The organism is Hymenobacter sp. BT18 (assembly GCF_012273015.1).
Taxonomy (GTDB): domain Bacteria; phylum Bacteroidota; class Bacteroidia; order Cytophagales; family Hymenobacteraceae; genus Hymenobacter; species Hymenobacter lutimineralis.
Genome location: NZ_CP050954.1, coordinates 2,911,950 through 2,934,583, shown reverse-complemented (window position 1 = coordinate 2,934,583; position 22,634 = coordinate 2,911,950). Strand labels below are relative to the sequence as shown.

The 22,634-nt window shown below is 58.0% G+C and carries 19 protein-coding genes; 5 read left to right on the top strand and 14 right to left on the bottom strand.

All coding sequences use genetic code 11. The features are described from left to right. Positions 1-148 precede the first annotated feature (148 nt). Positions 149-901, bottom strand: coding sequence for a M949_RS01915 family surface polysaccharide biosynthesis protein (locus tag HER32_RS12555; protein WP_168682115.1), 753 nt, complete (start codon positions 899-901; stop codon positions 149-151). A 241-nt stretch (positions 902-1,142) separates the two neighbouring features. Between HER32_RS12555 and HER32_RS12550 the strand changes: the two genes are divergently transcribed. Beyond that, entirely contained in the window at positions 1,143-2,657 is a 1,515-nt protein-coding gene (locus tag HER32_RS12550) for an NAD(P)H-hydrate dehydratase (RefSeq protein ID WP_168682114.1), read from the top strand. A 5-nt stretch (positions 2,658-2,662) separates the two neighbouring features. On the opposite strand, the gene HER32_RS12545 is transcribed toward HER32_RS12550, so the two are convergent. The 4 genes from HER32_RS12545 to HER32_RS12530 all read right to left on the bottom strand — a co-directional run bounded on the left by HER32_RS12545 (position 2,663) and on the right by HER32_RS12530 (position 6,856). After that, complete coding sequence (locus tag HER32_RS12545) at positions 2,663-3,565, bottom strand: UbiA family prenyltransferase (protein WP_168682113.1); 903 nt, start codon at positions 3,563-3,565, stop codon at positions 2,663-2,665. 53 nt (positions 3,566-3,618) lie between these two features. Then, positions 3,619-4,302 (bottom strand): DUF6766 family protein, encoded by a 684-nt coding sequence (locus tag HER32_RS12540; protein ID WP_232066246.1) that lies wholly within the window; start codon positions 4,300-4,302, stop codon positions 3,619-3,621. Between the two features lie 118 nt (positions 4,303-4,420). Further along, complete coding sequence (locus HER32_RS12535; RefSeq protein WP_168682112.1) at positions 4,421-5,005, bottom strand: inorganic diphosphatase; 585 nt, start codon at positions 5,003-5,005, stop codon at positions 4,421-4,423. A gap of 138 nt (positions 5,006-5,143) precedes the next feature. Then, a complete protein-coding gene (locus tag HER32_RS12530) occupies positions 5,144-6,856 on the bottom strand; it encodes an alkaline phosphatase family protein (RefSeq protein ID WP_168682111.1) in 1,713 nt (570 codons plus the stop codon). Positions 6,857-7,051: 195 nt separating this feature from the next. Here HER32_RS12530 and HER32_RS12525 point away from each other — a divergent pair, with 195 nt between their 5' ends. After that, positions 7,052-7,777, top strand: a complete 726-nt coding sequence (locus tag HER32_RS12525) for an HAD family hydrolase (protein ID WP_168682110.1) — start codon at positions 7,052-7,054, stop codon at positions 7,775-7,777. 142 nt (positions 7,778-7,919) lie between these two features. Here HER32_RS12525 and atpG read toward each other — a convergent pair whose 3' ends face one another. The 8 genes from atpG to HER32_RS12485 form a co-directional block, all read right to left on the bottom strand. Beyond that, complete coding sequence (atpG, locus tag HER32_RS12520; RefSeq protein WP_149069768.1) at positions 7,920-8,810, bottom strand: ATP synthase F1 subunit gamma; 891 nt, start codon at positions 8,808-8,810, stop codon at positions 7,920-7,922. 105 nt (positions 8,811-8,915) lie between these two features. Then, on the bottom strand, positions 8,916-10,499 hold the full coding sequence (gene atpA, locus HER32_RS12515) for a F0F1 ATP synthase subunit alpha (protein WP_149069769.1): 1,584 nt from the start codon (positions 10,497-10,499) through the stop codon (positions 8,916-8,918). Positions 10,500-10,505: 6 nt separating this feature from the next. Further along, a complete protein-coding gene (gene atpH / locus HER32_RS12510) occupies positions 10,506-11,066 on the bottom strand; it encodes an ATP synthase F1 subunit delta (protein WP_149069770.1) in 561 nt (186 codons plus the stop codon). 90 nt (positions 11,067-11,156) lie between these two features. Continuing rightward, entirely contained in the window at positions 11,157-11,651 is a 495-nt protein-coding gene (locus HER32_RS12505; RefSeq protein WP_168683274.1) for a F0F1 ATP synthase subunit B, read from the bottom strand. Between the two features lie 151 nt (positions 11,652-11,802). Then, complete coding sequence (gene atpE, locus HER32_RS12500) at positions 11,803-12,063, bottom strand: ATP synthase F0 subunit C (RefSeq protein ID WP_044511419.1); 261 nt, start codon at positions 12,061-12,063, stop codon at positions 11,803-11,805. 62 nt (positions 12,064-12,125) lie between these two features. Continuing rightward, the gene (gene atpB, locus HER32_RS12495) at positions 12,126-13,202 is read right to left on the bottom strand and encodes a F0F1 ATP synthase subunit A (RefSeq protein ID WP_168682109.1); all 1,077 of its coding nucleotides are present in this window, start codon (positions 13,200-13,202) and stop codon (positions 12,126-12,128) included. Positions 13,203-13,235: 33 nt separating this feature from the next. Further along, a complete protein-coding gene (locus HER32_RS12490) occupies positions 13,236-13,643 on the bottom strand; it encodes a hypothetical protein (RefSeq protein ID WP_168682108.1) in 408 nt (135 codons plus the stop codon). A gap of 161 nt (positions 13,644-13,804) precedes the next feature. Beyond that, the gene (locus HER32_RS12485) at positions 13,805-14,032 is read right to left on the bottom strand and encodes an AtpZ/AtpI family protein (RefSeq protein WP_149069774.1); all 228 of its coding nucleotides are present in this window, start codon (positions 14,030-14,032) and stop codon (positions 13,805-13,807) included. Between the two features lie 210 nt (positions 14,033-14,242). Between HER32_RS12485 and HER32_RS12480 the strand changes: the two genes are divergently transcribed. The 3 genes from HER32_RS12480 (at position 14,243) to uvrC (ending at position 21,648) form a co-directional block, all read left to right on the top strand. Continuing rightward, complete coding sequence (locus HER32_RS12480) at positions 14,243-17,200, top strand: tetratricopeptide repeat protein (RefSeq protein WP_168682107.1); 2,958 nt, start codon at positions 14,243-14,245, stop codon at positions 17,198-17,200. Between the two features lie 77 nt (positions 17,201-17,277). Next, on the top strand, positions 17,278-19,614 hold the full coding sequence (locus HER32_RS12475; protein WP_168682106.1) for a penicillin-binding protein 1A: 2,337 nt from the start codon (positions 17,278-17,280) through the stop codon (positions 19,612-19,614). Between the two features lie 222 nt (positions 19,615-19,836). After that, the gene (gene uvrC, locus HER32_RS12470; RefSeq protein ID WP_149069777.1) at positions 19,837-21,648 is read left to right on the top strand and encodes an excinuclease ABC subunit UvrC; all 1,812 of its coding nucleotides are present in this window, start codon (positions 19,837-19,839) and stop codon (positions 21,646-21,648) included. A gap of 78 nt (positions 21,649-21,726) precedes the next feature. Here uvrC and gldN read toward each other — a convergent pair whose 3' ends face one another. Then, a complete protein-coding gene (gene gldN, locus HER32_RS12465; protein WP_149069778.1) occupies positions 21,727-22,620 on the bottom strand; it encodes a gliding motility protein GldN in 894 nt (297 codons plus the stop codon). Positions 22,621-22,634: the final 14 nt, after the last annotated feature.

Sequence of the window (22,634 nt, the reverse complement as noted above, 5' to 3'; positions counted from 1 at the left end):
AATATGAGAATCAGGGCTACTGTATCTGCATTGAGAACCGGGCTGCCGTAGTTAGCTAGCTGCACGACCTGCTTTCAGGCAGGTAATAGTCAGCAGAAAGTGTCCTGTTAGCAAACTTAAAAAAGCCAAACTGCTGGGGAGGTTCGCGCTAAAGCTGGTTGAACTGTTCCCGCACGCGCCAGTAGCGCCACTCCTGCCGGGCAAACTTCAGAAAGGATGCTGGAGCAGCCGCAAATTCCTTTTCATTGAAATACATTCCTTCATGCCCAGGCATGAGACCAAACCAGCTTAGAGCATACTTTCCAGCATCAGCATCTTGGTTTACTGTATCGTTGCAGCAGATCGGAACCTCAGTCTTACTGCGGTATTGATCAGCATCAACGTTGAGCAGGGAAAAGCCACGCAACGCATATTTTACCGGGCCTTCCCGCATGACCAGCTTCATAGCCGAAGCGCTATAGTCGCTACGACAGGTTATCATGTACACTATCGTCGTTTCCGTTTGCCCGTCCTTATCCAGATCGGTAACGGACGTGGAGCCGGGCAAGGTACCTATCCACCGATCCAGGAAGCACTTATCCAGCACATCCTGCAAGCGCCATACTTCCTGCCAGGCTTCGCCCACGCGGCGATACTGCCGGATATACAGCCAGGCGGTGGACGCGTACAGCCGAATGTCGCCCTCTTTCAAGATGTCACCCTCCGCGCTTCGGTCGCCCGGCCGGTACTCGACTTTCGGGGCAGGGCGCGACACTACCAGCAGCTGCTCACCGGCCGCATCGCGCCACCGCTTCATTTCCAGCACCCGGCCTGGCTGCCTGATACCCACTGGCAGAGTGGTATCGGGCAGCGCAACCACCCCGGGCCACGCGGCCTGCCGGGCGGTTGGGGAAGGCTCCATCAGCAACACCTCTTCCACGACTGCCGTTGTATCAGGCTTAGAAGCCGAGGGGAGTGGTGCTGGCTGCCAACCTTCGGTGACAGGCTTTGAAGGGGTTGAGGGTGAAGAGCTGGCAGCTTGTTCCGGTGCCTGCTTGCAGGCCGCTACCAGCCACAGTAATGCTAGAGTTCTAAATCGTATTGGTTTAGATATCATCGCACCAAGAACTAACTATTTTCAGAAAGCCGCCCGATTCAATTCCATGAAAATCCTTTCCGCTGCCCAAACCCGCGCCCTCGACCAAGCCACCATTCAGGCAGAAGGTATTACCTCCGTCGAGTTGATGGAGCGCGCAGCGGCGGCTTTCACGGAGTGGCTGCTGGAAAAGCTGACTGCTCACCCGCAGCGCGAAGTGCACGTCTTCTGCGGCCCCGGCAACAACGGCGGCGACGGACTAGCCGCCGCCCGCCTGCTGCACCTAGCCGGGCAGGCCGTGCGCGTGTGGCTGCTGCCCGCCGCCCGTCGCTCCGCCGACTTTACCGCCAACCATCAGCGCCTGCCTTCGGAAGTGCCGTGCATAGAACTGGATGCTTACCAGCTGCCTGAGCTTTCCTCCTCGGCCGTGCTGGTAGATGCCTTGTTCGGCACGGGCCTGAACCGGCCGCTGACAGGCGTGGCCGCGGCAGTAGTACACTACCTCAACAACTCGTCTGCCCCCGTCGTGGCCGTGGATATGCCCTCGGGCTTGCTCACCGATGCCCCTCAGCCCAAGAGCAGCCCCGTGGTGTGCGCGCACTACACCATCAGCTTCGAGCTGCCTAAACTAGCCTTCCTGCTTCCTCAAAATGCCGACTATGTTGGGCAATGGGAGTTGGTCTCAATTGGACTGAATACTACAGTTATCCACAAAACACCTGTGGATAACTACTATACCGACCTTAAACTGTTGACAAACCGGCTGCCGGCTCGTCAGCGCTTCGCTCATAAAGGCACGTACGGGCATGCCCTACTGTTGGGCGGCAGCTACGGGAAGATCGGCGCGGCAGTGCTGGCAGCGCAGGCCTGCCTGCACAGTGGAGTCGGTCTGCTCACACTGGCGGTACCTGCCGTGGGGTATACCGTGGCTCAAACTGCCGTACCGGAAGCCATGGCTCTGCCGGACGTAGGGCAAGACTACATCGGGGAGTTGCCGAACCTGAAGGGGTACTCGGTTGTAGCCATCGGCCCCGGCCTGGGGCAGCAGCCCGACACCCTCCGCGTGCTGGAACAGCTGCTGCGCACGTGCCCGGCGCCGCTGGTGCTGGACGCCGACGCGCTAAACCTACTGGGCAGCAACCGACACCTACTGGCACTCCTTCCCCCCGACACCATCCTGACGCCTCACCCCAAGGAATTTGAGCGCCTCACCCAACCGGCCCACGACGACTACCACCGCCTGGAGCTGCTCCGCGCATTCTGCGCCCGGCATCGGTGCTACGTAGTGCTGAAAGGGGCCTACACCTGTATCGGGACGCCGACGGGCACCTTATATTTCAACAGCACCGGCAACCCAGGCATGGCCACCGGGGGCAGCGGCGACGTGCTGACAGGCGCGGTGACCGCCCTCTGCGCCCAGGGGCTGGCCCCACTCGATGCGGCCTTACTGGCAGTATACGCCCACGGCAGAGCCGGCGACCTGGGCGCCCGGCAGGTAGGTCAACTGGGGCTGACCGCCGGTATTATTGCAGCCCACTTAGGGCCTGCGCTCGAGGAGCTAACTACCCCACCTGCTTTTTAGCCGGACTACATCAGGGTACCGTAGGCGGCCAGGAAAGGAGTCAGCATCACGCCATCGGCAAGCAGGGCAAAGTAATAATCGGAGCGGCCCTCCCGGGCAAATACCACCAGCAGCGCCGCCAGCCCCAGGGGCAGGGTATACCAAACCAAGTGGGGACCGGCTATGGCAGCCGGTACCAGCAGCCCCGAGACGAGCAGGGCCAGTAAAGCCAGTAGCTTGGCCGTAGCTACGCCCAGCAAGCCTGGAAACGTGTGGGTTCCGCTGAGCCGGTCTTTGGTGTAGTCGCGAATATCGAAGACGAAGGTGAGGGCCAGAATAAAGAAGAAACGCCGGCCAAACAACAGCGCCACCACCGGAGATGCTAAGGGCTTGCCCAGGTGCAGGGCCGGCAGCCATACGCTCACGGCTGCCCATACGTAGGCAATCAGGAAGCCCTTCAGCAGGGGTACCTCGCGCAGGCTACGCCATTTATTCTGCCAGCGCACCACCGGCAGCGAGTAGAACACCGCTACGGCGGCCAGGTGCCCCAGAAAAACCAGCAGGGGCAGGTTGGCCTCGGCCCACAGGGCCCACCCAGCCAGGGCCAGACTAGCGGCTGCCAGCCCCAGCAAGGCCTTCCGGTGCACCAGCATCCAGTGCTTGCGCCCCGAAAGCAGGGCGGGCCGGGTGTATTTATAAGGCAGGGCGCTGTCGAGGTTATACAAAAACAGCGTAGCAGAGAAGATGAACAGCCCCAGGCGCGGCGGCAACGGCTGGCGCCAGAACAGAAAGGTGGACCAACTCAGGCTGGCCGCCGCGGCCGCCACTACCAGGTTGCTGTATAAGATGGCATCGAGCACCTGCTTTAGGCCCCGTGGTACCCGCTGCACTAGTTCATCGGAAGAAAAAGAGGAGTTGACTGAAGACATACCCGGGGCCGGAGCCCGCAGAAAAGCTCCACAGCGAAGGTACGCAGCCAGGCTTATTCCCCGGTTTCCTCGTAGCTGGCATCTACCGGCTTCGACTCAGGGGAGCCTTTCTGCCGCAGGAAGATGGACAGGCCTACAATGGACACAATGGACAGAAACTCGCTCTGCCAGTTCTGGAAAGACTCAAACCAGAAACGAGTGGTCTGCATATACTCCTGTGCGCTTACGGCAGGCTTGCCCTCCTGCTGCTGCTCAATGCTGTATACCTCGGCCCCGCCTTTGGCATGTAGCCAGAGAGAAGCGAAAAACAGCAGCAGAAAGGCCAGCGTCAGGGAATTCTGGTACAGCAGCAGCTGCCAGCCTCCGCGCTTTACCGGGGCCGGGGCATCTTCTTTATACGGGTTAGGCTCCCGGTCTACTTCTTCCTCTTCGTATAGCTTTTTAGACTCGGATGAGCCTTTCTGCCGAAGCCAGATGGTGAGCAGCACGTACAGGGCCATCTGCAGAAACTCACTTTCCCAGTTTTCAAACGTGGCTTCCAGGAAATGCCCCGAGCCGAGGTACTGGCCCAGCGTCAGGACTGGTAACTGCATCTGGGTTAGCTCGTCGTTGTAGTCGTGCCAGCCAGTCACTATCTGGCCAACCAGGGTACCGAGCACCAGCACAGTGCCCACAAGCAAGAGGCTGTTCTCGTACAGAAACCGCAGCAGGGCGTTTTGGGGTGGTTTTTGGGGCATAGCCCACCCTACGCAACGCCCGCGCAAAAGGTATAGCGGAGCTTGGGCCGGCTCCCAAACAAAACGCCCTGCCGGTGCAAAAGCCAGGCAGGGCGTTTCAAGGCAATGGGGCGGGAGCTTATAGCGCTACGCCAGCCGGTTGGGGGGCACCCTGCGCGGCTTGGCCCGCTTTAAATGTCTCGTTGTAGAGGTCTATGCTCTTCTCCACAATGCGGTAGGCCTCCTCCCGGCCCATAAAACGCTCCACGGTTACGTGCTTGTGCTCCAGGGCTTTGTAGTCCTCGAAGAACCGCTGCATCTCGCGCAGGGTGTGCGGGGGCAAATCGTCAAGGTCATTGTAGTGGTTCACGGAAATGTCGTGGGCCGCTACAGCAATAATTTTGTCGTCTTCCTCGTCGCCGTCCACCATCTGCATCACCCCTATCACCTTGGCTTCCACCAGGCACATGGGCACGATGTCCACGGAGCACAGCACCAGAATATCCAGGGGGTCTTTATCGTCGCAGTAGGTTTGTGGGATGAAGCCGTAGGCGGCGGGGTAATGCACGGCCGAAAACAGCACCCGGTCCAGCTTCAGCAGGCCGCTTTCCTTATCGAGCTCGTACTTGCCTTTAGAGCCTTTCGGAATTTCAATGATGCCATTCACAACGCGAGGGGCGTCTTCGCCGCGCGCTACGTCGTGCCAGGGGTTAAAATGAGCCATGTTGAGTTTAGCTGTTAGCTGTGGGCTTTTAGCGGTTAGCTAGTAGCGGGTCAGCTAAAATTTGAAAAGAATGAAAAAACGTTGTTTTGAGGAGTTGCCGGCTATTGGCTTTCTGTTGACCGAAGCTACCAGCTCAAATTAAAAGCCCAGCACTTCGGGCAGGGGTTGCCCGCTGCAGCCATTGGGTTCCTGAATGTGCAGCCAGCGCGCCAAAGTGGGTGCAATGTCGGTAATAGAAGTTGACCGACTCGACTCGCCGTGCTTTACGCGCCAGCCCCAGAAAAGGAGGGGTACGTGCGTATCGTACGTGCCTGCGGAGCCGTGGGTGGTGCCCCGGTTCACCGGGTACGTATACGACTCCAGCCAGCCGGGGGCCAGCACCACCAGTACGTCGCCGCTGCGCTTGGGGAAGAACCCGTTTTCCAGGTACATCAGCATGCCGCTTTCCCAGTGCGACTTCTCCAGGTCTTCGGCCGTGATGGCGCGCGTGACGCCGGCAAACTGCAGCATCACGTTGGCTACCTCCCGCTGGAAAGCCGCCAGGTCCAGCTTCTTCTGCGCCAGCAGCGGCCGGTTCAGATACACCTGCTGGTTTTCGAAGCTAAGCACCCACTGGCCCGCGCCGTGGCGGCGCACCATCTCGTGCTGCAGGGAATCACGCATGAGGCGGGAGCCCACGTTGCCAGCCGGCACGCCGTGCTCCAGCAAAAAGTCGGGGGCGTGGGCCGCGCCGTGGTCGGCGGAGAGGAATACCAGCGCCTTGCCTTTGCCCACGTTGCTATCGAGGTAGGTGAGCAGGCGCTCCAGGTCCCGATCGAGGCGCAGGTAGGTGTCTTCGGCCTCCACGGAGTTTGGCCCAAACTGGTGGCCTACGTAGTCGGTGCTGCTGAAGCTCAAGGCCAAAAAGTCCGTAACGTCGCGCAACCCCAGCTGCTCATTTTTGAGGGCTTCGAGGGCGAAGTCCAGCGTGAGGGAGTTGCCAAACGGCGTGGAGCGAATCAGGTCGTAGGTAGCGGATTTGGTGGCAGCCGAGGCATCCACGCCGGCGCGCAGGCCGGCCCGGGCGGCGGCCACGTCTATTCCACTCAGCTTGGGCAGGTCGTGGGGAAAGATGGGCTTAGCCTCGCCTTTGAAGGCCCCTTCCCACACCACGTCGTCGGCGGTGCTTTCGGTATAGTCCTTTAGGGGCAGCAGCGTTTCCCAGGGCTTGCTCAGGTAGTCGGCGGCGTGCAGCTCCCCATTGAACTTGCTCACCCAGCCGGGCAGCGTGTTCTGGTAAAAGGAGCTGGAGATAAAGGCGCCATTGGCCCCATCGAACCAATAGGCGGCGTTGGCTGTGTGCCCGGCCGGCAAGATGGAGCCCCGGTCTTTGATGCACACTCCAATGACCTTGCTCTGGAAGTTGGTGGCCAGGCGCAACTCGTCGGTGATGGTGGTGGTGAGCATGTTTTTGGGTGACTGTTGCCCGGCCGCCGCCGAGCCTCCCACTGCTTTCACGCCCTTGTCTTCGGTCACGTAGGTGGCTTTGCCGTCTTCGCGCACCCACCAGTTGTTGCCTACGATGCCGTGCACGGAGGGCGTAGTACCCGTGTAAATGCTGGCGTGGCCCGGCCCGGTATAGGTAGGCACGTAGTTGTAATGAGTGTTTTCGTAGCTAAAGCCCTGGCTGAGCAGGCGCTTGAAGCCCCCGTCGCCGTACTTTTCCCAGTAGCGGTACAGGTAATCGTAGCGCATCTGGTCTACCACAATGCCTACCACCAGCCGGGGCCGCTCCAGAGGCAGACTTTTCTTCTGGGCCACCGTGGGCAGCGTCAGGCCCAACGCCAGCAACACGCACAAACTCGTTTTCAAATCAGCAACAGCAAAGTGAAGGGCCGGCTTGGCAGAATGCTTCCTCCGCCCGAAGGCCCGGGCAAAGATAACCCGCCCGCGTGGGACTTGCACTTTGGGCAGCCAAAATGAGGGCCACCGCGTACAGGCAGCGGGGCGGGCCCCGCACCAATGGCTCCGGCCGCCTCGATAAGTACGATCTTCCTCCTTCCCGTTATGGCTACTCCGGCTTCCTACGCTCTAATTTTTGATATGGATGGCGTCCTCATCGACAACACCCGCTACCAGGCCCGGGCCTTTCAGCTGCTGTTCCGGGACCTGGGCCTGACTACCAACGCCCGCCGTCTGCTGGCCCGCCTCAACGGCATGCCGGCCACGAATATTCTAAAAACTGTTTTCACCAACCCCGTGCCCCAAAAGCAGCTGGAGGAGTACGCTTCCCAGCGCGAGTTTCTCTACCGCACGCTCTACTGGAGCCACCGCCGCGAGCTGCCGGGCCTGACGGCCTTCCTGCAGGCGGCCCGCGCCGCGGGCTTTAAGCTGGCCCTGGGTACGGGCTCAGCCCCCGAAACCATTGGCTATATACTCGACCACCTGCACCTGCGCCCTTACTTCGACGTGGTGGTGGGCCAAGCCGATGTGCTCCGGGGCAAGCCCCACGCCGATACGTTTGTGGTAGCCGCCCAAAAGCTGGGCATCCCGCCCGGGCAGTGCGTGGTCATAGAAGATGCTCTATTGGGTGAGCAGGCCGCCTACCGCGCCGGTATGCGCTGCATTGGCGTGAGTACCACGCTAAAAGCCAAGCAGTTTCAGGCACCTCTCACAGTTATCAACGACTTCACCGAGCTAACACCCAAGCGGGTGCTAGCACTGCTGGAAGCCCATTCAGCCGTCCCCAAACCCAGCAAGGCGCTAGCCCAACGAGCGTACATGAACCTGTAGGACTAACTTTTGCGCTATCCATTAACGGCCTTGACAAACTTAACTAGCGGCTGTTAAGCCAAACAAGAACCTCTGGTCAAAGCAAACGAAAAAGCCCGCCTCCTTTGGGAAGCGGGCTTTTTTGATGAAATAAGAATTCGCGTTACCGGCTGGATGCCAGGGCCTCGGCACCACCTACGATTTCGAGAATCTCGGTGGTAATAGCGGCCTGACGGGTGCGGTTATACGTGAGCTTGAGCGACTTGAGCAATTCCCCGGCGTTGTCGGTGGCTTTGTCCATGGCGGTCATGCGGGCGCCGTGCTCCGAGGCGTTGCTTTCCAGCACTGCTTTGTAAAGCTGCACCTTCAGCGACTGTGGAATCAGGGTCTGTACGATTTCCTCCTTCGAAGGCTCGAAGATGTAGTCCACGTTGGAAGTAGCCGTAGCGTTGGCAGCCGGTTCGGCGGGCACCAGCGGCAGCAGCTGCTCGGCCCGAACAATCTGGGTAGCCACGTTGCGGAACTCGTTGTACACCATCACCACTTCATCGAACTGACCAACCCGGAAACCTTCCATGGCTTCTTCGGCCGCTTCCCGCACAGTATCAAACGACAGCTTGCCGAATACGTGCGTGTAGTTGCCGAGCAGGGGATTGCGCTTGGCAAAGTAGTCGTGGGCCTTCTTCCCGATGGCCATTACCGTTACGTTGCCGGCCGCCGACTGCGCCGCGTACCGTTCGCGCACCAGTTGGTTGACCCCTTTGAAGATGTTGCTGTTGAAAGCCCCGGCCAGGCCACGGTCGGAAGTAATGGCGATAACCAGTACCCGGCGGACTTCGCGCTGCACGGCATAGTCGCTCAGCACTTCTCCCCCGGTAAGGCTGGTCAGGTTGCTCAGAATGCTGTTGAGCCGCTGGGCGTAGGGGCGCATGCGCAGGATGTTGTCCTGCGCCCGCCGCAGCTTGGCCGCCGCCACCATTTTCATGGCTTTGGTGATTTGCTGCGTACTCTGCACCGAGACAATGCGGTTACGAACTTCTTTTAAGCTTGCCATGCGTTGGGAATTAGTAATTAGTAATTAAGAATTAAGAATTGCCGTCGGGCGAAGACCAGCCGGATGGCAACACTCAATTCTTAATTACTAATTCTTAATTGTTAATTACTTAGTGGCGTACGCTGCCGACAGATCTTTGGCTACCTGACGGATGGCGTTGGTGATGGTGTCATCCAGCTTGCCAGCCTTGAGGGCCTTCAGCACATCGGGGTGACGGGTGTTCATCACCTGAACAAACTCTTTCTCGAACTCCCGCACCTTGTTTACGGGCACCTGGTCGAGCAGACCGTTGGTAGCAGCGTAAATTACGGCTACTTGGTCTTCTACTTTCTGGGGCGAGAACTGGGGCTGCTTCAGAATCTCGAGGTTGCGGCGGCCCCGCTCAATGGTGAGCTTGGTCGAAGCGTCGAGGTCGGAGCCGAACTTGGCGAAGGCTTCCAGCTCGCGGAACTGAGCCTGGTCCAGCTTCAGCGTACCCGCTACCTTCTTCATCGACTTGATCTGGGCGTTACCACCCACGCGCGATACCGAGATACCTACGTTGATAGCCGGCCGGATACCCGAGTTGAACAGGTTGGTTTCGAGGAAGATCTGCCCGTCCGTAATCGAAATTACGTTGGTCGGGATGTAGGCCGAAACGTCACCTGCCTGGGTTTCGATGAGGGGCAATGCCGTCAGCGAACCACCACCTTTCACGAGGTGCTTGATGCTCTCGGGCAGGTCGTTCATGTCGCGGGCAATAACGTCGGAAGCGTTGATCTTCGCGGCGCGCTCCAGCAGGCGGCTGTGCAGGTAGAATACGTCGCCGGGGTAAGCTTCGCGTCCGGGAGGACGACGCAGCAGCAACGACACCTCGCGGTAGGCTACTGCCTGCTTCGACAAGTCATCGTACACTACCAGAGCCGGGCGGCCGGTGTCGCGGAAGAACTCGCCGATGGCAGCCCCGGTGAAGGGAGCGAAGAACTGCATGGGAGCCGGATCCGAAGCCGAAGCCGAAACTACCACGGTGTAGTCCATGGCACCACCACGCTGCAGGGCGTTTACCACCTGGGCTACGGTAGAGGCTTTCTGACCTACGGCTACGTAGATGCAGAATACCGGCTCCCCGCGCTCGAAGAACTCACGCTGGTTCAGGATGGTGTCGATAGCTACCGCCGACTTACCCGTCTGACGGTCGCCGATGATCAGCTCGCGCTGACCGCGCCCAATTGGAATCATGGCGTCAATAGCCTTGATACCCGTTTGCATGGGCTCGGTTACCGGCTGGCGGTAGATTACACCGGGAGCCTTACGCTCCAGGGGCATATCATAGGTTTCGCCCTGGATGGGGCCGCGGCCGTCGATGGGCTGGCCCAGCGTGTTTACCACGCGGCCTACAATGCCTTCGCCGACGTTAATAGAAGCAATTTTATTGGTGCGACGCACCGTAGCGCCTTCCCGGATTTCGCTGTAGTCGCCGAGCATTACGGCGCCTACGTTGTCTTCTTCCAGGTTAAGCACGAGGGCCTGCAGGCCATTTTCAAATTCGAGCAATTCCCCCGACTGGGCTTTGCCCAGGCCGTAGATGCGGGCTACACCGTCGCCAACTTGCAGTACCGTACCAACCTCTTCGAGCTCGGCGGCGGTTTTGAAGTTGGACAGCTGCTCCCGCAGAATGGCGGATACTTCATCCGGACGTACTTCTGCCATGGTGGGTTATAGTTGGGATTGGTAGGGGTTCTTCGAGAATTCGCTGCGCAGCTTACGCAGGCGGTAACGTACCGAGTCGTCGATTTGCTGGTCGCCCACACGCAGCACGAAGCCGCCGATGAGCGAGGCATCTACCTTCTCGGTGAGGGTGACCTGCTGGAGGCCGGTTTGCTCGCGCACGATCTGCTGCACCTGAGTGCGCAGTTCGGGCGTGAGGGGAGTAGCCGTGGTTACTTCCGCCGCTTGCACCCCCCGGAGGGCGTTGTACTGGCTCAGGAACTCGGAGCCAATAAACTCCAGCGCGCTTTCGCGGTTTTTCTGGGTGACAATGGTGAAGAACTTCTCGGTGAGGTCCGACACCTTGCCGCCGAACACCGCGCGCAGGATGGAAAGTTTTTTATCGTGATTCACGATGGGGTTGCGCAGCAACAAGCGCAGGTCGCGGTTCTCGTCCAGCGTTTTGCTGAACAAGTCCATATCCTGTTTCACTTGCTCCAGCGCCCCACGCTCCTCGGCCAAATCCAGCAGGGACTTGGCGTAGCGGGAAGCAACTCGTTGTTCAGACATTGATTTTAGTATTGAGTAGTTGGTAGTGAGTATTGAGACAGATGTTATTCGGCTGACCGAACCTCATTACTCAATACTGAATACTCACTACTAATTCAATTTTACTTCCTTCAGGTACGAGTCCACGAGCTGCTGCTGAGCGGGCGAATCGGCCAACTCGCGGCGCAGGATGCGCTCCGCAATATCAATGGACAGCTTGGCGGCGGTGTTTTTCACCTCGGCCAGAGCGGCGTTTTTCTCGTTCTGAATGGCTTCGCGGGCCTGCACAATCATGCGGCTGCCTTCTTCCGTAGCCCTGGTTTTGGCCTGCTCAATGAGCTGGTTGGATACCGTGGTGGCTTCCTTCAGAATACGGTCGCGCTCCAGGCGGGCTTCAGCCAGCAGCTTTTCGTTGCCGGCTTTCAGCTCCTGCATTTCCAGCTTGGCCTGGTCGGCCATGCGCAGGGCACCTTCGATGGAGCTTTCCCGCTCTTTGAGGGAGCTGAGGATGGGCTTCCAAGCGAACTTGGTGAGCAGGAAGAGAAGAATCAGGAAAATGACCAGCTGCCAGAACAGCAGGCCAATACTAGGGTTGGTAAGCATCAGGGCTCAGCTAAATCGGTGAATAATCGGTGCCGGGCGAAGAAACGGGGCGCGTAGTTCGGACCGGACCGCTACAACCCAAAGAAACCGCAAACCCGATTCACCGGCCGGGCTACAGACGAGCCCAGCCGGCGTATCGGGTCTTGCAGGTTCTCTACTGAAGCTTCAGGGCAATCAGCAGGCAGACTACTACTGCGAACAGAGCAGCACCTTCTACCAGAGCAGCTACGATCAGCATAGCCGTCTGGATTTTGCCAGAGGCCTCGGGCTGACGGCCGATGGCTTCCATGGCCGAGCCACCGATGCGGCCGATACCCAGACCAGCACCCAGAATAGCCAGACCGGCACCTATACCGGCACCCATTACAGCCAGACCAACAGCATTAACAACCTGCAGCAACAGAGAGAGCAGCATAAGACAAAGAGTTTGAAGAATGTGTGAAGAAAAAACGCAGAAAAAAAGGGGGAATTTGGAGCTTAGTGCGCGTGGCTGCCCGATACGTGCAGCGGTGCGTCGGCGTCGTCACCGCCAATGCCATAGTCGTGGTCGTGGTGTTCTTCCACGGCCCCACCGATGTACATGGCCGTCAGCAGCGTGAAGATGTAGGCCTGCAAAACAGCTACCAGCAGCTCCAGCACGTTGATAAACAAACCGAAGGCAATAGACAGCGGCGCAATGCCAATGCTGTTGAAGATAAAGATCAGGGCAATGAAGCTCAGGATGATGATGTGCCCGGCCGTAACGTTGGCGAACAGTCGAACCATCAGCGAGAAGGGCTTCGAAATCACGCCGATGAGTTCTACAGGAATCATGATCGGGCGCAGCCACAGCGGAACACCAGGCGTCCAGAAAATGTGCGACCAGTAGTACTTATTGGAGCTGAACGTGGTGATGAGCAGCGTGAGGAAGGCAAAGAGGAACGTCACGGCCAAGTTGCCGGTGAGGTTGGCCGCGCCGGGCAGCAAGCCCAGCAGGTTATTGAACCAGATAAAGAAGAAGATGGTGAGCAGGTAAGGCAGGTACCGCTCATACTTCGGGCCAATAGCTTTCTTGGCTACTTCGTCGCGCACAAAGATGATGATGGGCTCGAAGAAGGACTGAATGCCCTTGGGGGCGCGGCCGTGGTTTTTACGGTAGCCTTTCGATACGGCCGTGAACACCACAATCAGCAGCACCACGCTCAACAGCAGGGAAGCTACGTTTTTGGTAATCGAGAAATCGTGTACTTTGTAGCCGTCAACGGCTTCCAGGGTTTCGTGCTCCAGCTTGAGGCCTTCGTGCACAGTGCCCTCGGGGTAAAGGTGATGCGAAGAAAACACCGACAGGCCTTTGCCTTCCTGGTACGCAATGATGGGCAGGGGCAGGGTGAAGTGAGGCCCTTCGCCTTCTTCGCCGAAGAAATGCCACTCGTGCGCGTCACCTACGTGGTGCAGAATCAGCTCACCGGCGTTGAAGCCTTCTTCTTTGTTGGCCTCGTGAACGGAAGCCGTCTGCTCTTGTGCAAAAACGGGCAGGGAAAGAATACAGAAGAGGGCTACAAGTAAGCGCTTCATTCAGAAGATCTTAGGGTGGGGCAAAGCGGGTACCTAAACGGTGGGTTCACCCGGTTTTGAAAACGGGCGCAAGTTAGTCAGAACGCTCCAGACTTCAAACCCGGTAAAGAGAAAATACCCAAGAAAGAAGGCCCCCAAGAAGGTGTAAGTACCTCTGCCTTCGTGCGCGCCCCCTCTATATAGATAGACTAGTACGATGCCGATGCTCAAAAACATCCGTAGCACCATAGACCCGAAGTAGGCCGCCATGAAGTTTTCGGGGTTTGCTTTCACCAGGCGGGCCGTGACCCAGTAGATGATGCCCGTGAGCAGGGCGAAGTAGCCCATGATATACCCAGCCAAAGGATGCACCACCGCTTCGCCGTAGCGGGCGTTCAGCAGATACAGGCTACCGTATAAGAGTAGGCCCAACAGCAGCAGATTGCGTAAAAAGCGAAGCAAGTCTTACTATATAAGGAGGATGGGCCGGCAAAGGTAACAGATGCAAGCCGGTAAAGTACCATAAGGCACAAAAGTGCACACCTAACCGCCCACCTTAATAGCTTCTTACCTAAAGAGGATATCGGCAGCAAATGGCCGTTGCATTTACTTTAGGCTACTCTTCACTTTTCCGAAACCGCCCGGATTACCTGATATAAGGCCGCAAAAATTCCTAGTAGGCTCAGAACAACGGTGGCCCAGGGACTGGTGTGAAAATGCCCGTCGAGCCAGACGCCCAGCCATGTGCTCAAGCCGATAATGGCCAGCATCTGCATACCAGCGCCGGCAAACTTGCCAAAGTTGCTGCCGCCACTGGGGCGGGAATCTTCCGGGAGAGGCGTTTCAGACATACCAGACAGCGGGGGAAAGGGCCGCCAAACGAAAGTACGGGTTTCCGGGGCGCCTGGCCGGAAAACGGGCCTTTCCCGGGGTGGGTCGGGAAAAAGCGTACTTTTACTTACTGTGTGACGTTGTGAACCGAAATGGGTGACTGGCTGAACAATTTTGGCAGCCTGGCCCGTTACGCGTTTACTGCCCGGCCTCCGACTTCTTTCGTTGTTTTGACCCGAACTCTGCTTTCCCGTCTGCTTTTCTGGCCCTCCGCGGCGTTGGTAGTGGCTGCCAGCTTGCACGGCTGCGCGTCCGAGCGTGGTCCAGTGGGCCGCACGTACCAGAATATTGTAGCCCGCGACAACGCCTACTTCCTAGCCCGCGAAAAAATGCGCACGGTAGAGGAAGACCTGAACAAGGCCCGCCTCAACGACTACAACCGCGTGCTGCCTTTGTTTCCGACCATTGACTCGCTGACGGCCGTGCGGCTGGCCCCGGATATGGAGGACATCATCAAAAAGACCTCCATCCCCATTCAGTATCACCCGGGCTCCGACTGGACGGACGACAGCTATATCCTGGTAGGCAAAGCCCGCTATTATAAGCGTGAACTGGAGGATGCCATCAAGACCTTCAAGTACGTTAATACCACCAGTAAGGACCCACATGCCCGCCACGAGGCTTTGATCTGGCTAATGCGCAGCTTCCTGGCCCTGAAGGAGTACGAAAGCGCCTCGGCCGTATCTGACATTCTCGATAAAGAGGTAGGCACGGAAAGCAATGCCAAGGCTCTGTTTTTGACCCGCGCTGAGTATTACCTCCGCACCGACAATCAGCCCCTGGCCATTGCCAACCTGGAAAAGGCACTGCCCTACATCACGCCTAAAAACGAACAGTCGCGCACGCGCTACGTACTGGCTCAGCTCTACCAGGCGCAGGGCAACGACAAAAAGGCCTACGCCCAGCTCAACCAAATCCTGAAGCGGAACCCACCCTACGAACTCGATTTCTACAGCAAGCTGATGCTGGGGCAGGTTTCGGACCTGAATCAGAATGACCGCGCCCGGCTGGATAAGTACTTTGCCAAGCTGCTAAAAGACACCAAGAACAAGGAGTACGGCGACAAGATCTACTACGAGATGGCGCGGCTGGAATACCGCCAGCAACGCTACCCCGAGGCCCTGAAGCTGCTGCAGAAATCGGCCCGGGCTACGGGCAGCACCCAAGCCCAGAAGTCCTATACCTACCTGTTGGCGGGCCGTATCAACTACGAGAACCTGCAGAAGTACCGCCCTGCGGCCGCTTACTACGATAGCACGGTGCAGAACTTGTCGCGCGAGTCGCCCGATTACGCGGCTATTGCCGAGCGCAGTGCCATTCTGCAGGAGTTTGCCAAGCAGCTAACCATTGTAGATACTCAGGACAGCTTGCAGGCCCTGGCCAAGCTGGACACGGCTACGCTACGTACCCGCTTGCTTAGCTACGCCGAAGCTGAGCTGGCCGCCAAAGCCGCCGAGGAAAAACGCCTGGCCGACCAGCGTGAGCGGGAAAGCCGGCGGCAGACAGCTACCGGGGTGAGCAGCGTCCGAAGCGGCAACCCCGACATCGACCCATTTGCCTTTGCCAACGCAAATACGGGGGCCCAGTGGTACTTCGACAACCCAACGTCGCTGAGTACGGCGCGCTCGGAGTTTGTGCGCCGCTGGGGCGATCGGCCTCTGCAGGATAACTGGCGCATTACAAGTACAGCCAGCACCTCCCCTGCTACCGCCCGCGGCGGCAATGTGCCCATCACCGTGGCGGGTTCCGATGCCACCCAGGTGAATGCCCCGGGAACAGCGGCGGCGGCTCTTAACCCAGCTCAGCAGGCTGCTACGCTGGCTGCCCAATACCGACAGAATATTCCTTTGACAGCCGAGCTGCTGGCAGCCTCCAGCCAGCAGATTGAAGAAGCATTGTTTGCTTTGGGCAGCATTTACGGGCAACAACTCCGGGAGCCTGCCAAAGCTGCCGAAACCTACGAAACCCTCCTGACGCGGTTCCCTACCAGCAAACATGCCCCAGAGGTATACTACAGCTTATTCCTGCTGTATAAAGAGGCTGGCAGTACCAAAGCTGACGAATACGCGCAGCGGCTCCGCCAGGAGTTCCCCACGTCGTCGTACGCGCGTCTGGTTGCCGACCCAGAGTACCTGCGGCGGATGTCGGTAGCCAATGCGGGCGTGAGCGTGCAGCTGGATTCGGCTTTTGCGTTTTATAAGCAGCAGGAATTCAAAAAAGCCGGCCGGGTTCTTACCCGCACGCGCAAGCTGTATCCGGAAAGTGACTACAACGACCGGGTAGCTTACCTGGGGGTGCTGCTGGCGCTGCGTACCCAACCACCTGCCACCACCAAAGCGCAAGTAGCCCGCTTTGTGAAAGAGTACCCGAACAGCCCCTTGGTAACCGATGCGCAAAGCCTGTTGGAAACCTTCGCACGCTATGAGCAAGGCAGCTTGCCCGGCGCACTGGCTTCTACCGACAAGCCCAGGGTTTCGTATTTCCGCCCCGGGGAAGTTGATAACCGCATGCGCATTTTCTACGGGGCCAATGAGTCGCCGGTGGTAGTGCCCAAGCCGGCAGTTCCCGCTCCGGTTGAAGCAGCCACTCCTGCCGCACCGACTCCCGCGGCCCCTGCTTCAGCTACGCCTGCCCCCTCCCCTGACAAAACCCCAGCTACCACTCCGCCCGCCGTAGCCGAGCCGGTTGCAGCTGCGGTACCGGCCCCGGCTACTGCCACGCCCGGTGGGCCCGACCCCGCGCCTACGGCTCCGGTTTCGCCTTACGCAGCTAACCTGAGCGCCAACCACGCGGTAGTGTTGGTAATAGCCAAAGATGCGCCCTTGCTCGCTACGCTGCCCACGCAGCTTACTGCCTACAACAACCGCTACTACCGGGCCGCCAATCTGCAGGTGCAGCAACAGCCCCTCGGCGACGGTTTCGTAGCCGTGGTGGTGCAGTCGTTGGCTGGGTCTAAGGTAGCGCAGAGCTATGCCTTGAAGCTCCGTGGGCCCCAGGGCCCGCTGGGCCGCCTGCGGGGCGTGGGTTACCAAAGCCTTATCGTAGGTATTGAGAACTTACCAGTGCTGCTCCAACGCCAGAACGTGGCCGAGTACGAGCAGTTCTATCAGCAAGCCTATCGTCCGTAACTTTGCGGACTCTTCCCTGAGCCCTGCTGCCGTCTTTGCTTGCGAGGGCGGCGCAGGCTGATTTACCTTTTTATCTAATGGCTTATTCTGCTGCCAGAAAACCTGCTGTTCCGCGCAAGCCTGCCCGGTCTGGGCGGTTTTCGGCCTTCATTCGCACGCTTTGGGCACTGTTTGGCCTGGGCACGCTGGCGTTTTTGTTTTACGTGTGGGCCGTCAGCGCCAATTTCCTGAACCTCTTCGGGCGGATGCCCAACCTGAAAACGCTCGAAAATCCCAAGAGCGAACTGGCCTCGGAAGTTTACTCGGCCGACAACGTACTGATGGGCAAGTACTTCCGGGAGAACCGCACGCCCGTTGAGTACGAAGACCTGCCCCAGCACTTGGTAGATGCTCTCATTGCCACCGAGGATGCCCGTTTCGAGGAGCACTCCGGCATCGACCCCAAGGCTACTGGCCGGGTGGCGGCGGGCCTGCTCACGGGCGGCAGCGGGGGCGGCGGCTCCACCCTCACCCAACAGCTGGCCAAAGTGCTGTTCCGCACGCGCGAAGACCTTAGCGACGGGCGTCTGAACGACGTGCCGGGCCTGCGCATGCTCATCACCAAAACCAAGGAGTGGATTCTGGCCATCCGCCTGGAGCGCAGCTACACCAAGCGCGAAATCATGCGCATGTATTTGAACGTGACGGACTACGGCTCCAATGCCTTTGGCATCAGCACGGCGGCCAAAACGTTTTTCAGCAAGAAGCCCAAGGAGCTGACGCGCCCTGAAGCCGCCACCCTGGTGGGCGTGCTGAACGCACCCAGCCGCTTTAGCCCCAAGTTCAACCCCCAGCGGAGCAAAATGCGCCGCAACTGGGTACTGCGCCAGATGCACAAGTATGGCTACCTCGATGCCCAGTCCCTGCAGGCCGACACCGTGAAGCCCATAGTGCTGCGCTACAACGTCGAAAACCAGAACGAAGGCATTGCCCCCTATTTCCGCGTAGAAGTAAGCAAGATGCTGCGCGACTGGGCCCGGGAAACCGACCACGACCTCTACGCCGATGGCCTGAAAATCTACACCACCATCGACTCGCGCATGCAGAAGTATGCCGAAACGGCCATTGCCGACCATATGAAGCTGCAGCAGCGGTGGTTTGATACCCACTGGAAAGGCATGCAGCCCTGGCGCGACGAAAACGGCAAGATTATTCCGGGCTTCTTGAACACGGCCATCAAGCGTACGGAGCGGTACAAGTCCTTGTCCATCCGCTACGAAGGCCAACCCGACTCTATCAAGTACTACCTCAATAAGAAGTACAAGATGAAGGTGTTTACCTGGCAGGGCGAGAAGGAAGTAACGATGTCTCCTATGGACTCCCTGGCGTACTACAAGCGTTTCCTGCACGCCGGGTTTATGGCCATGAATCCGCTGAATGGGCAAATCAAGGCCTGGGTAGGCGGCACCAACTACAAGTACTTCAAGTACGACCACGTAAAGCAGGGCAAACGCCAGCCTGGCTCTACTTTTAAGCCCTTCGTATACACCGCCGCCATCGACCAGGGCTACTCTCCCTGTTACCAGCGCCCCGACGTAGCTACCACGTTTCCGGCTGTAGCCGGCCGCCCGCCCTACACCCCTCGCAACTTCGAAGGGGGCTTCTCGGGCCGCACATTTACCCTGCGCCAGGCCTTGGCCCGCTCGATGAACTCCATCACAGCCTGGCTGGTGCAGAAACTCGGTCCTGAGACAGTCGTTGCATATGCCAAGCGTTTGGGCATCACCTCCCCTATTGAAGCCGTGCCGGCCGTGGGCTTTGGCTCTTCCGACGTGAGCATTTACGAACTTACGGGCGCCTACGGTACGTTTGCCAACCGCGGCGTGTGGACTGCCCCCATGATGGTGATGCGCATCGAAGACAAAAACGGCAACGTGCTGCGCGAGTTTGTGCCCCAGACGAAAGAGGCGCTCAGCGAAGAAACGGCCTACCTGATGACGTATATGATGCGGGGCGCCGTGGAGGAAAAAGGCGGCACCTCCATCATCCTGCGCGGCGGCTTTAAGTTCCCCTACCAGATGGCGGCCAAGACGGGCACTACATCCAACTATTCCGATGCTTGGTTTATGGGCCTCACGCCCGACCTTGTGTGTGGTATGTGGGTAGGTGGTGAAGACCGGAGTATTCACTTCCGCACGGGCGCTTACGGCCAAGGCTCCCGCCTAGCGCTGCCCATCTACGGCATCTTCATGAAGCAGGTGTACAAGAACAACAAGGAAATTGGCATCAGCACCCAGGATTTCCCGGTTCCCCAGCAGCCGCTCAGCATCGAAATTGACTGTGCCCGCTACTACGGCGGTCAGCGCGACACCATTCCGCCGGATCAGAAGCTGAACCAAGTAGATTTGGATGATTTGAGCGACCAGGATATCTAGATTGAAGCTCAAGCCTGATTTCTGCGAAGCGTCAGTGCCTGCCAGAGAAATTATTAAGTTGACTTTGCGAGGCCGGGACTTCCCGGCCTCCTTTTTTGTTCTGACATTTCAGAAACCTACCCGGTCCTGAACCTGCCTCTGGCCGGTTTACGTACCATTTTACCCTGCTGCTACGGTTGTGGTGTCCTGCCCGCCCTGTACGCTTGCTCAATCCGTGATTCTATGGCTGCCAACCCTGCGCTGCAAGAGCAAATTCGTCAACTGCCTCACCGGCCCGGAGTATACAAGTACTTCGGAGAAGAAGATACCATCATCTACGTGGGCAAAGCCATTGACCTACGCAAGCGCGTGAGCAGCTATTTCACCAAGCAGGACCACAACAAGAAAACTCAGCAGCTGGTCAAGAACATCCGTCGCATCGAGTTTACTATTGTCGACTCCGAATCGGATGCATTCCTGCTGGAGAATAACCTTATCAAGCAGCATCAGCCCAAGTACAACATCCTGCTGAAGGATGGCAAAACCTATCCGTACCTGCTGCTCACTAATGAGCGGTTTCCACGCCTGATTCCGACCCGTAATAAAGTACCCGGGCAAGGCCGCTATTACGGTCCTTACGCCAACGTGACGGGCATGAACCTACTGCTGGAACTGATTCGGGCCCTCTATCCACTGCGCACCTGCACGTACAACCTAAGCCCGCAGAACATTGAAGCCGGCAAGTTCAAGGTGTGTCTGGAGTACCACCTGGGCAACTGCAAAGGCCCCTGTGAAGGACTACAGGATGAAGAAACCTATAACCAGTATATCCAGCAGATTCGGTTGATTCTGAATGGCGACTTGCGCTTGCCCAAGCAATACTTCCGCGAGAAGATGACGGTAGCCGCCCAGGAGCAGCAGTATGAGCTGGCGCATCAATTCAAGCAAAAGCTCGACCGCCTCGACGAGTTCCAGAGCAAAAGCACCATCGTCAATGCCTCCCTATCGAACATCGACGTGTTCAGCATTGCGTCCAATGAGAAGTCCGCTTTTATCAACTACCTGAAGGTGATGAACGGCAGCATCATTCTGACGCAATCGGTAGAGGTCCAGAAAAAGCTCGACGAGCCCGACGACGAAATCCTGGCCCCGGTGATTATGCAGATGCGGGAAGAATTCGAAAGCCAGTCGAAAGAAATCCTCACCAACGTAGCCATACCTTCCCTGCCCCTGCCTGGGGTAAATATTGCGCAGCCCCAAATCGGCGACAAGCGCAAGCTTCTGGAGCTGAGCATCAAGAACGTGCTGTACCTGCGCAAGGAAAAGGAAAGCATGAACGACCGAAGCAAGGACCTAAACGAGGTGCGCATTATGGAAACCATGAAGAAGGATTTGCGCCTCACCGAGCTCCCCAAGCACATTGAGTGCTTCGACAACTCCAACTTTCAGGGCGACAACCCGGTAGCCGCCATGGTGTGCTTTCGTAATGCCAAGCCCAGCAAGAAAGACTACCGCCACTTCCACATCAAAACCGTGGTAGGCCCCAACGACTTCGACTCCATGTACGAAATCGTGACGCGGCGCTACCGCCGCTTGCTGGATGAAGGAGCCAGCCTTCCTCAGTTGGTGATTGTAGACGGCGGCAAAGGACAGCTGAGTATGGGCGTAAAAGCGCTGAAGGACCTGGGGCTTTGGGGGCAGATTCCCATTATCGGTATTGCCAAGCGCCTCGAGGAAATCTACGTTCCCAACGACCCGCTGCCGCTCTACATTGACAAGAAAAGTGAAACCCTGCGCCTAATCCAGCGCATGCGCGACGAAGCCCACCGCTTTGGCATCACCTTCCACCGTTCCCGCCGCGATGCTGCTACGCTCAAGACAGAACTGACCGATGTAAAAGGCCTGGGCCCCGTCACAGCCGACAAACTGCTGACGAAATTTAAATCCGTCAAAAAAATTAAAGAACTCTCCGAAGCCGAGCTGGTCACTGAAGTAGGCAAAGCCAAAGCCCGCATTCTGCTGGATTACTTCAGCCAACCTGATGCCCTCGGCTAGCACACCTTCCTGCCTACGAGTAGCAACAAAAAGGCCCAACCGTTTGGTTGGGCCTTTTTGCTAATCAGTAGAAGCGAGTTAGAAGCTCCAGAGGTTGTACTCGTATTCGATCAGGTCGGTAGCGGCTTGCTGCGAAGCCAGAATACCTTCCCGCTCTCCACCGTAGATATCCGAAAGACGCGAATCATTGGGGTTCGACACTTTCACGATGTAGGAGTTGAACAGCCAGAGCTCGAAAGCATCCGCCAGGTTCTTGTGCTGAGCATCGTTCTGGGGGTTAAACCAGATGGCTTTGTCCGGGTTGTTCCGGAATACGCGCACCAAGTCGCTGTATTTGAACGTGCCAATGGGCTTCTCAATACCCGAAGTGTTCGACGCTAGGGTGGAAGGAACGAGCAGCGTAATGGTTTTGATGTCATGATACATCCGCGACCGTTTCTTGTCGAAGATCATATCTTCCTTCAACTCCATCTGGTACAGATCCTTCGGCCGGTATTCGTAGCTAGGCGGTGCGACGGGCTTTTTGGGGGCTGCTTTCGCCGTGGTTTTGCCTTTGCCTTTTTTAGGCGCCGGAGCTCCCCAGCCGTCGTCCGAAGACTCTTCGCTGAAACCAGCCGCTTTTTCTTCTTCGCTTAGGCCGGCACTGGCTTCCGCGTAAGAGCTATTCGCCACTACTTCTTGGGCGGTGTAGGTAGAGGTTAGCGAATCGTTCCGATACGCTTGTAGTTCTCCACGTTTTACGGCCTCCAGAATGGTTTTGCTGATTTCCTTGCCTTCGGCGAACATGGGCTTGTTCTGCTTTTCGCGCAGGTCAATAGCACGCCAGATGGTTTTGCGGAACATGATGTCCGAATTCGGAATCGGGCGGTACGAGCCATTGCTGCTCGCGGTAGTAGCTTGTTCCTGAGCCGATGCTGCTACCGACAGCGTCAGGCTGGCCGCCAGAGCGGCGAAGGAGAGGAATTTGTTCATACTAGGCGAATCGA

What these genes read in the sequence shown, in the direction of transcription:
- atpG (WP_149069768.1), bottom strand. Translation starts at nt 8,810, where the DNA reads ATGGCAAGCTTAAAAGAAGTTCGTAACCGCATTGTCTCGGTGCAGAGT.
- gldN (WP_149069778.1), bottom strand. Translation starts at nt 22,620, where the DNA reads ATGAACAAATTCCTCTCCTTCGCCGCTCTGGCGGCCAGCCTGACGCTG.
- uvrC (WP_149069777.1), top strand. Translation starts at nt 19,837, where the DNA reads ATGGCTGCCAACCCTGCGCTGCAAGAGCAAATTCGTCAACTGCCTCAC.
- HER32_RS12545 (WP_168682113.1), bottom strand. Translation starts at nt 3,565, where the DNA reads ATGTCTTCAGTCAACTCCTCTTTTTCTTCCGATGAACTAGTGCAGCGG.
- atpE (WP_044511419.1), bottom strand. Translation starts at nt 12,063, where the DNA reads ATGCTGCTCTCTCTGTTGCTGCAGGTTGTTAATGCTGTTGGTCTGGCT.
- HER32_RS12475 (WP_168682106.1), top strand. Translation starts at nt 17,278, where the DNA reads ATGGCTTATTCTGCTGCCAGAAAACCTGCTGTTCCGCGCAAGCCTGCC.
- HER32_RS12540 (WP_232066246.1), bottom strand. Translation starts at nt 4,302, where the DNA reads ATGCCCCAAAAACCACCCCAAAACGCCCTGCTGCGGTTTCTGTACGAG.
- HER32_RS12550 (WP_168682114.1), top strand. Translation starts at nt 1,143, where the DNA reads ATGAAAATCCTTTCCGCTGCCCAAACCCGCGCCCTCGACCAAGCCACC.
- atpB (WP_168682109.1), bottom strand. Translation starts at nt 13,202, where the DNA reads ATGAAGCGCTTACTTGTAGCCCTCTTCTGTATTCTTTCCCTGCCCGTT.
- atpH (WP_149069770.1), bottom strand. Translation starts at nt 11,066, where the DNA reads ATGTCTGAACAACGAGTTGCTTCCCGCTACGCCAAGTCCCTGCTGGAT.
- HER32_RS12485 (WP_149069774.1), bottom strand. Translation starts at nt 14,032, where the DNA reads ATGTCTGAAACGCCTCTCCCGGAAGATTCCCGCCCCAGTGGCGGCAGC.
- HER32_RS12555 (WP_168682115.1), bottom strand. Translation starts at nt 901, where the DNA reads ATGGAGCCTTCCCCAACCGCCCGGCAGGCCGCGTGGCCCGGGGTGGTT.
- HER32_RS12535 (WP_168682112.1), bottom strand. Translation starts at nt 5,005, where the DNA reads ATGGCTCATTTTAACCCCTGGCACGACGTAGCGCGCGGCGAAGACGCC.
- HER32_RS12525 (WP_168682110.1), top strand. Translation starts at nt 7,052, where the DNA reads ATGGCTACTCCGGCTTCCTACGCTCTAATTTTTGATATGGATGGCGTC.
- atpA (WP_149069769.1), bottom strand. Translation starts at nt 10,499, where the DNA reads ATGGCAGAAGTACGTCCGGATGAAGTATCCGCCATTCTGCGGGAGCAG.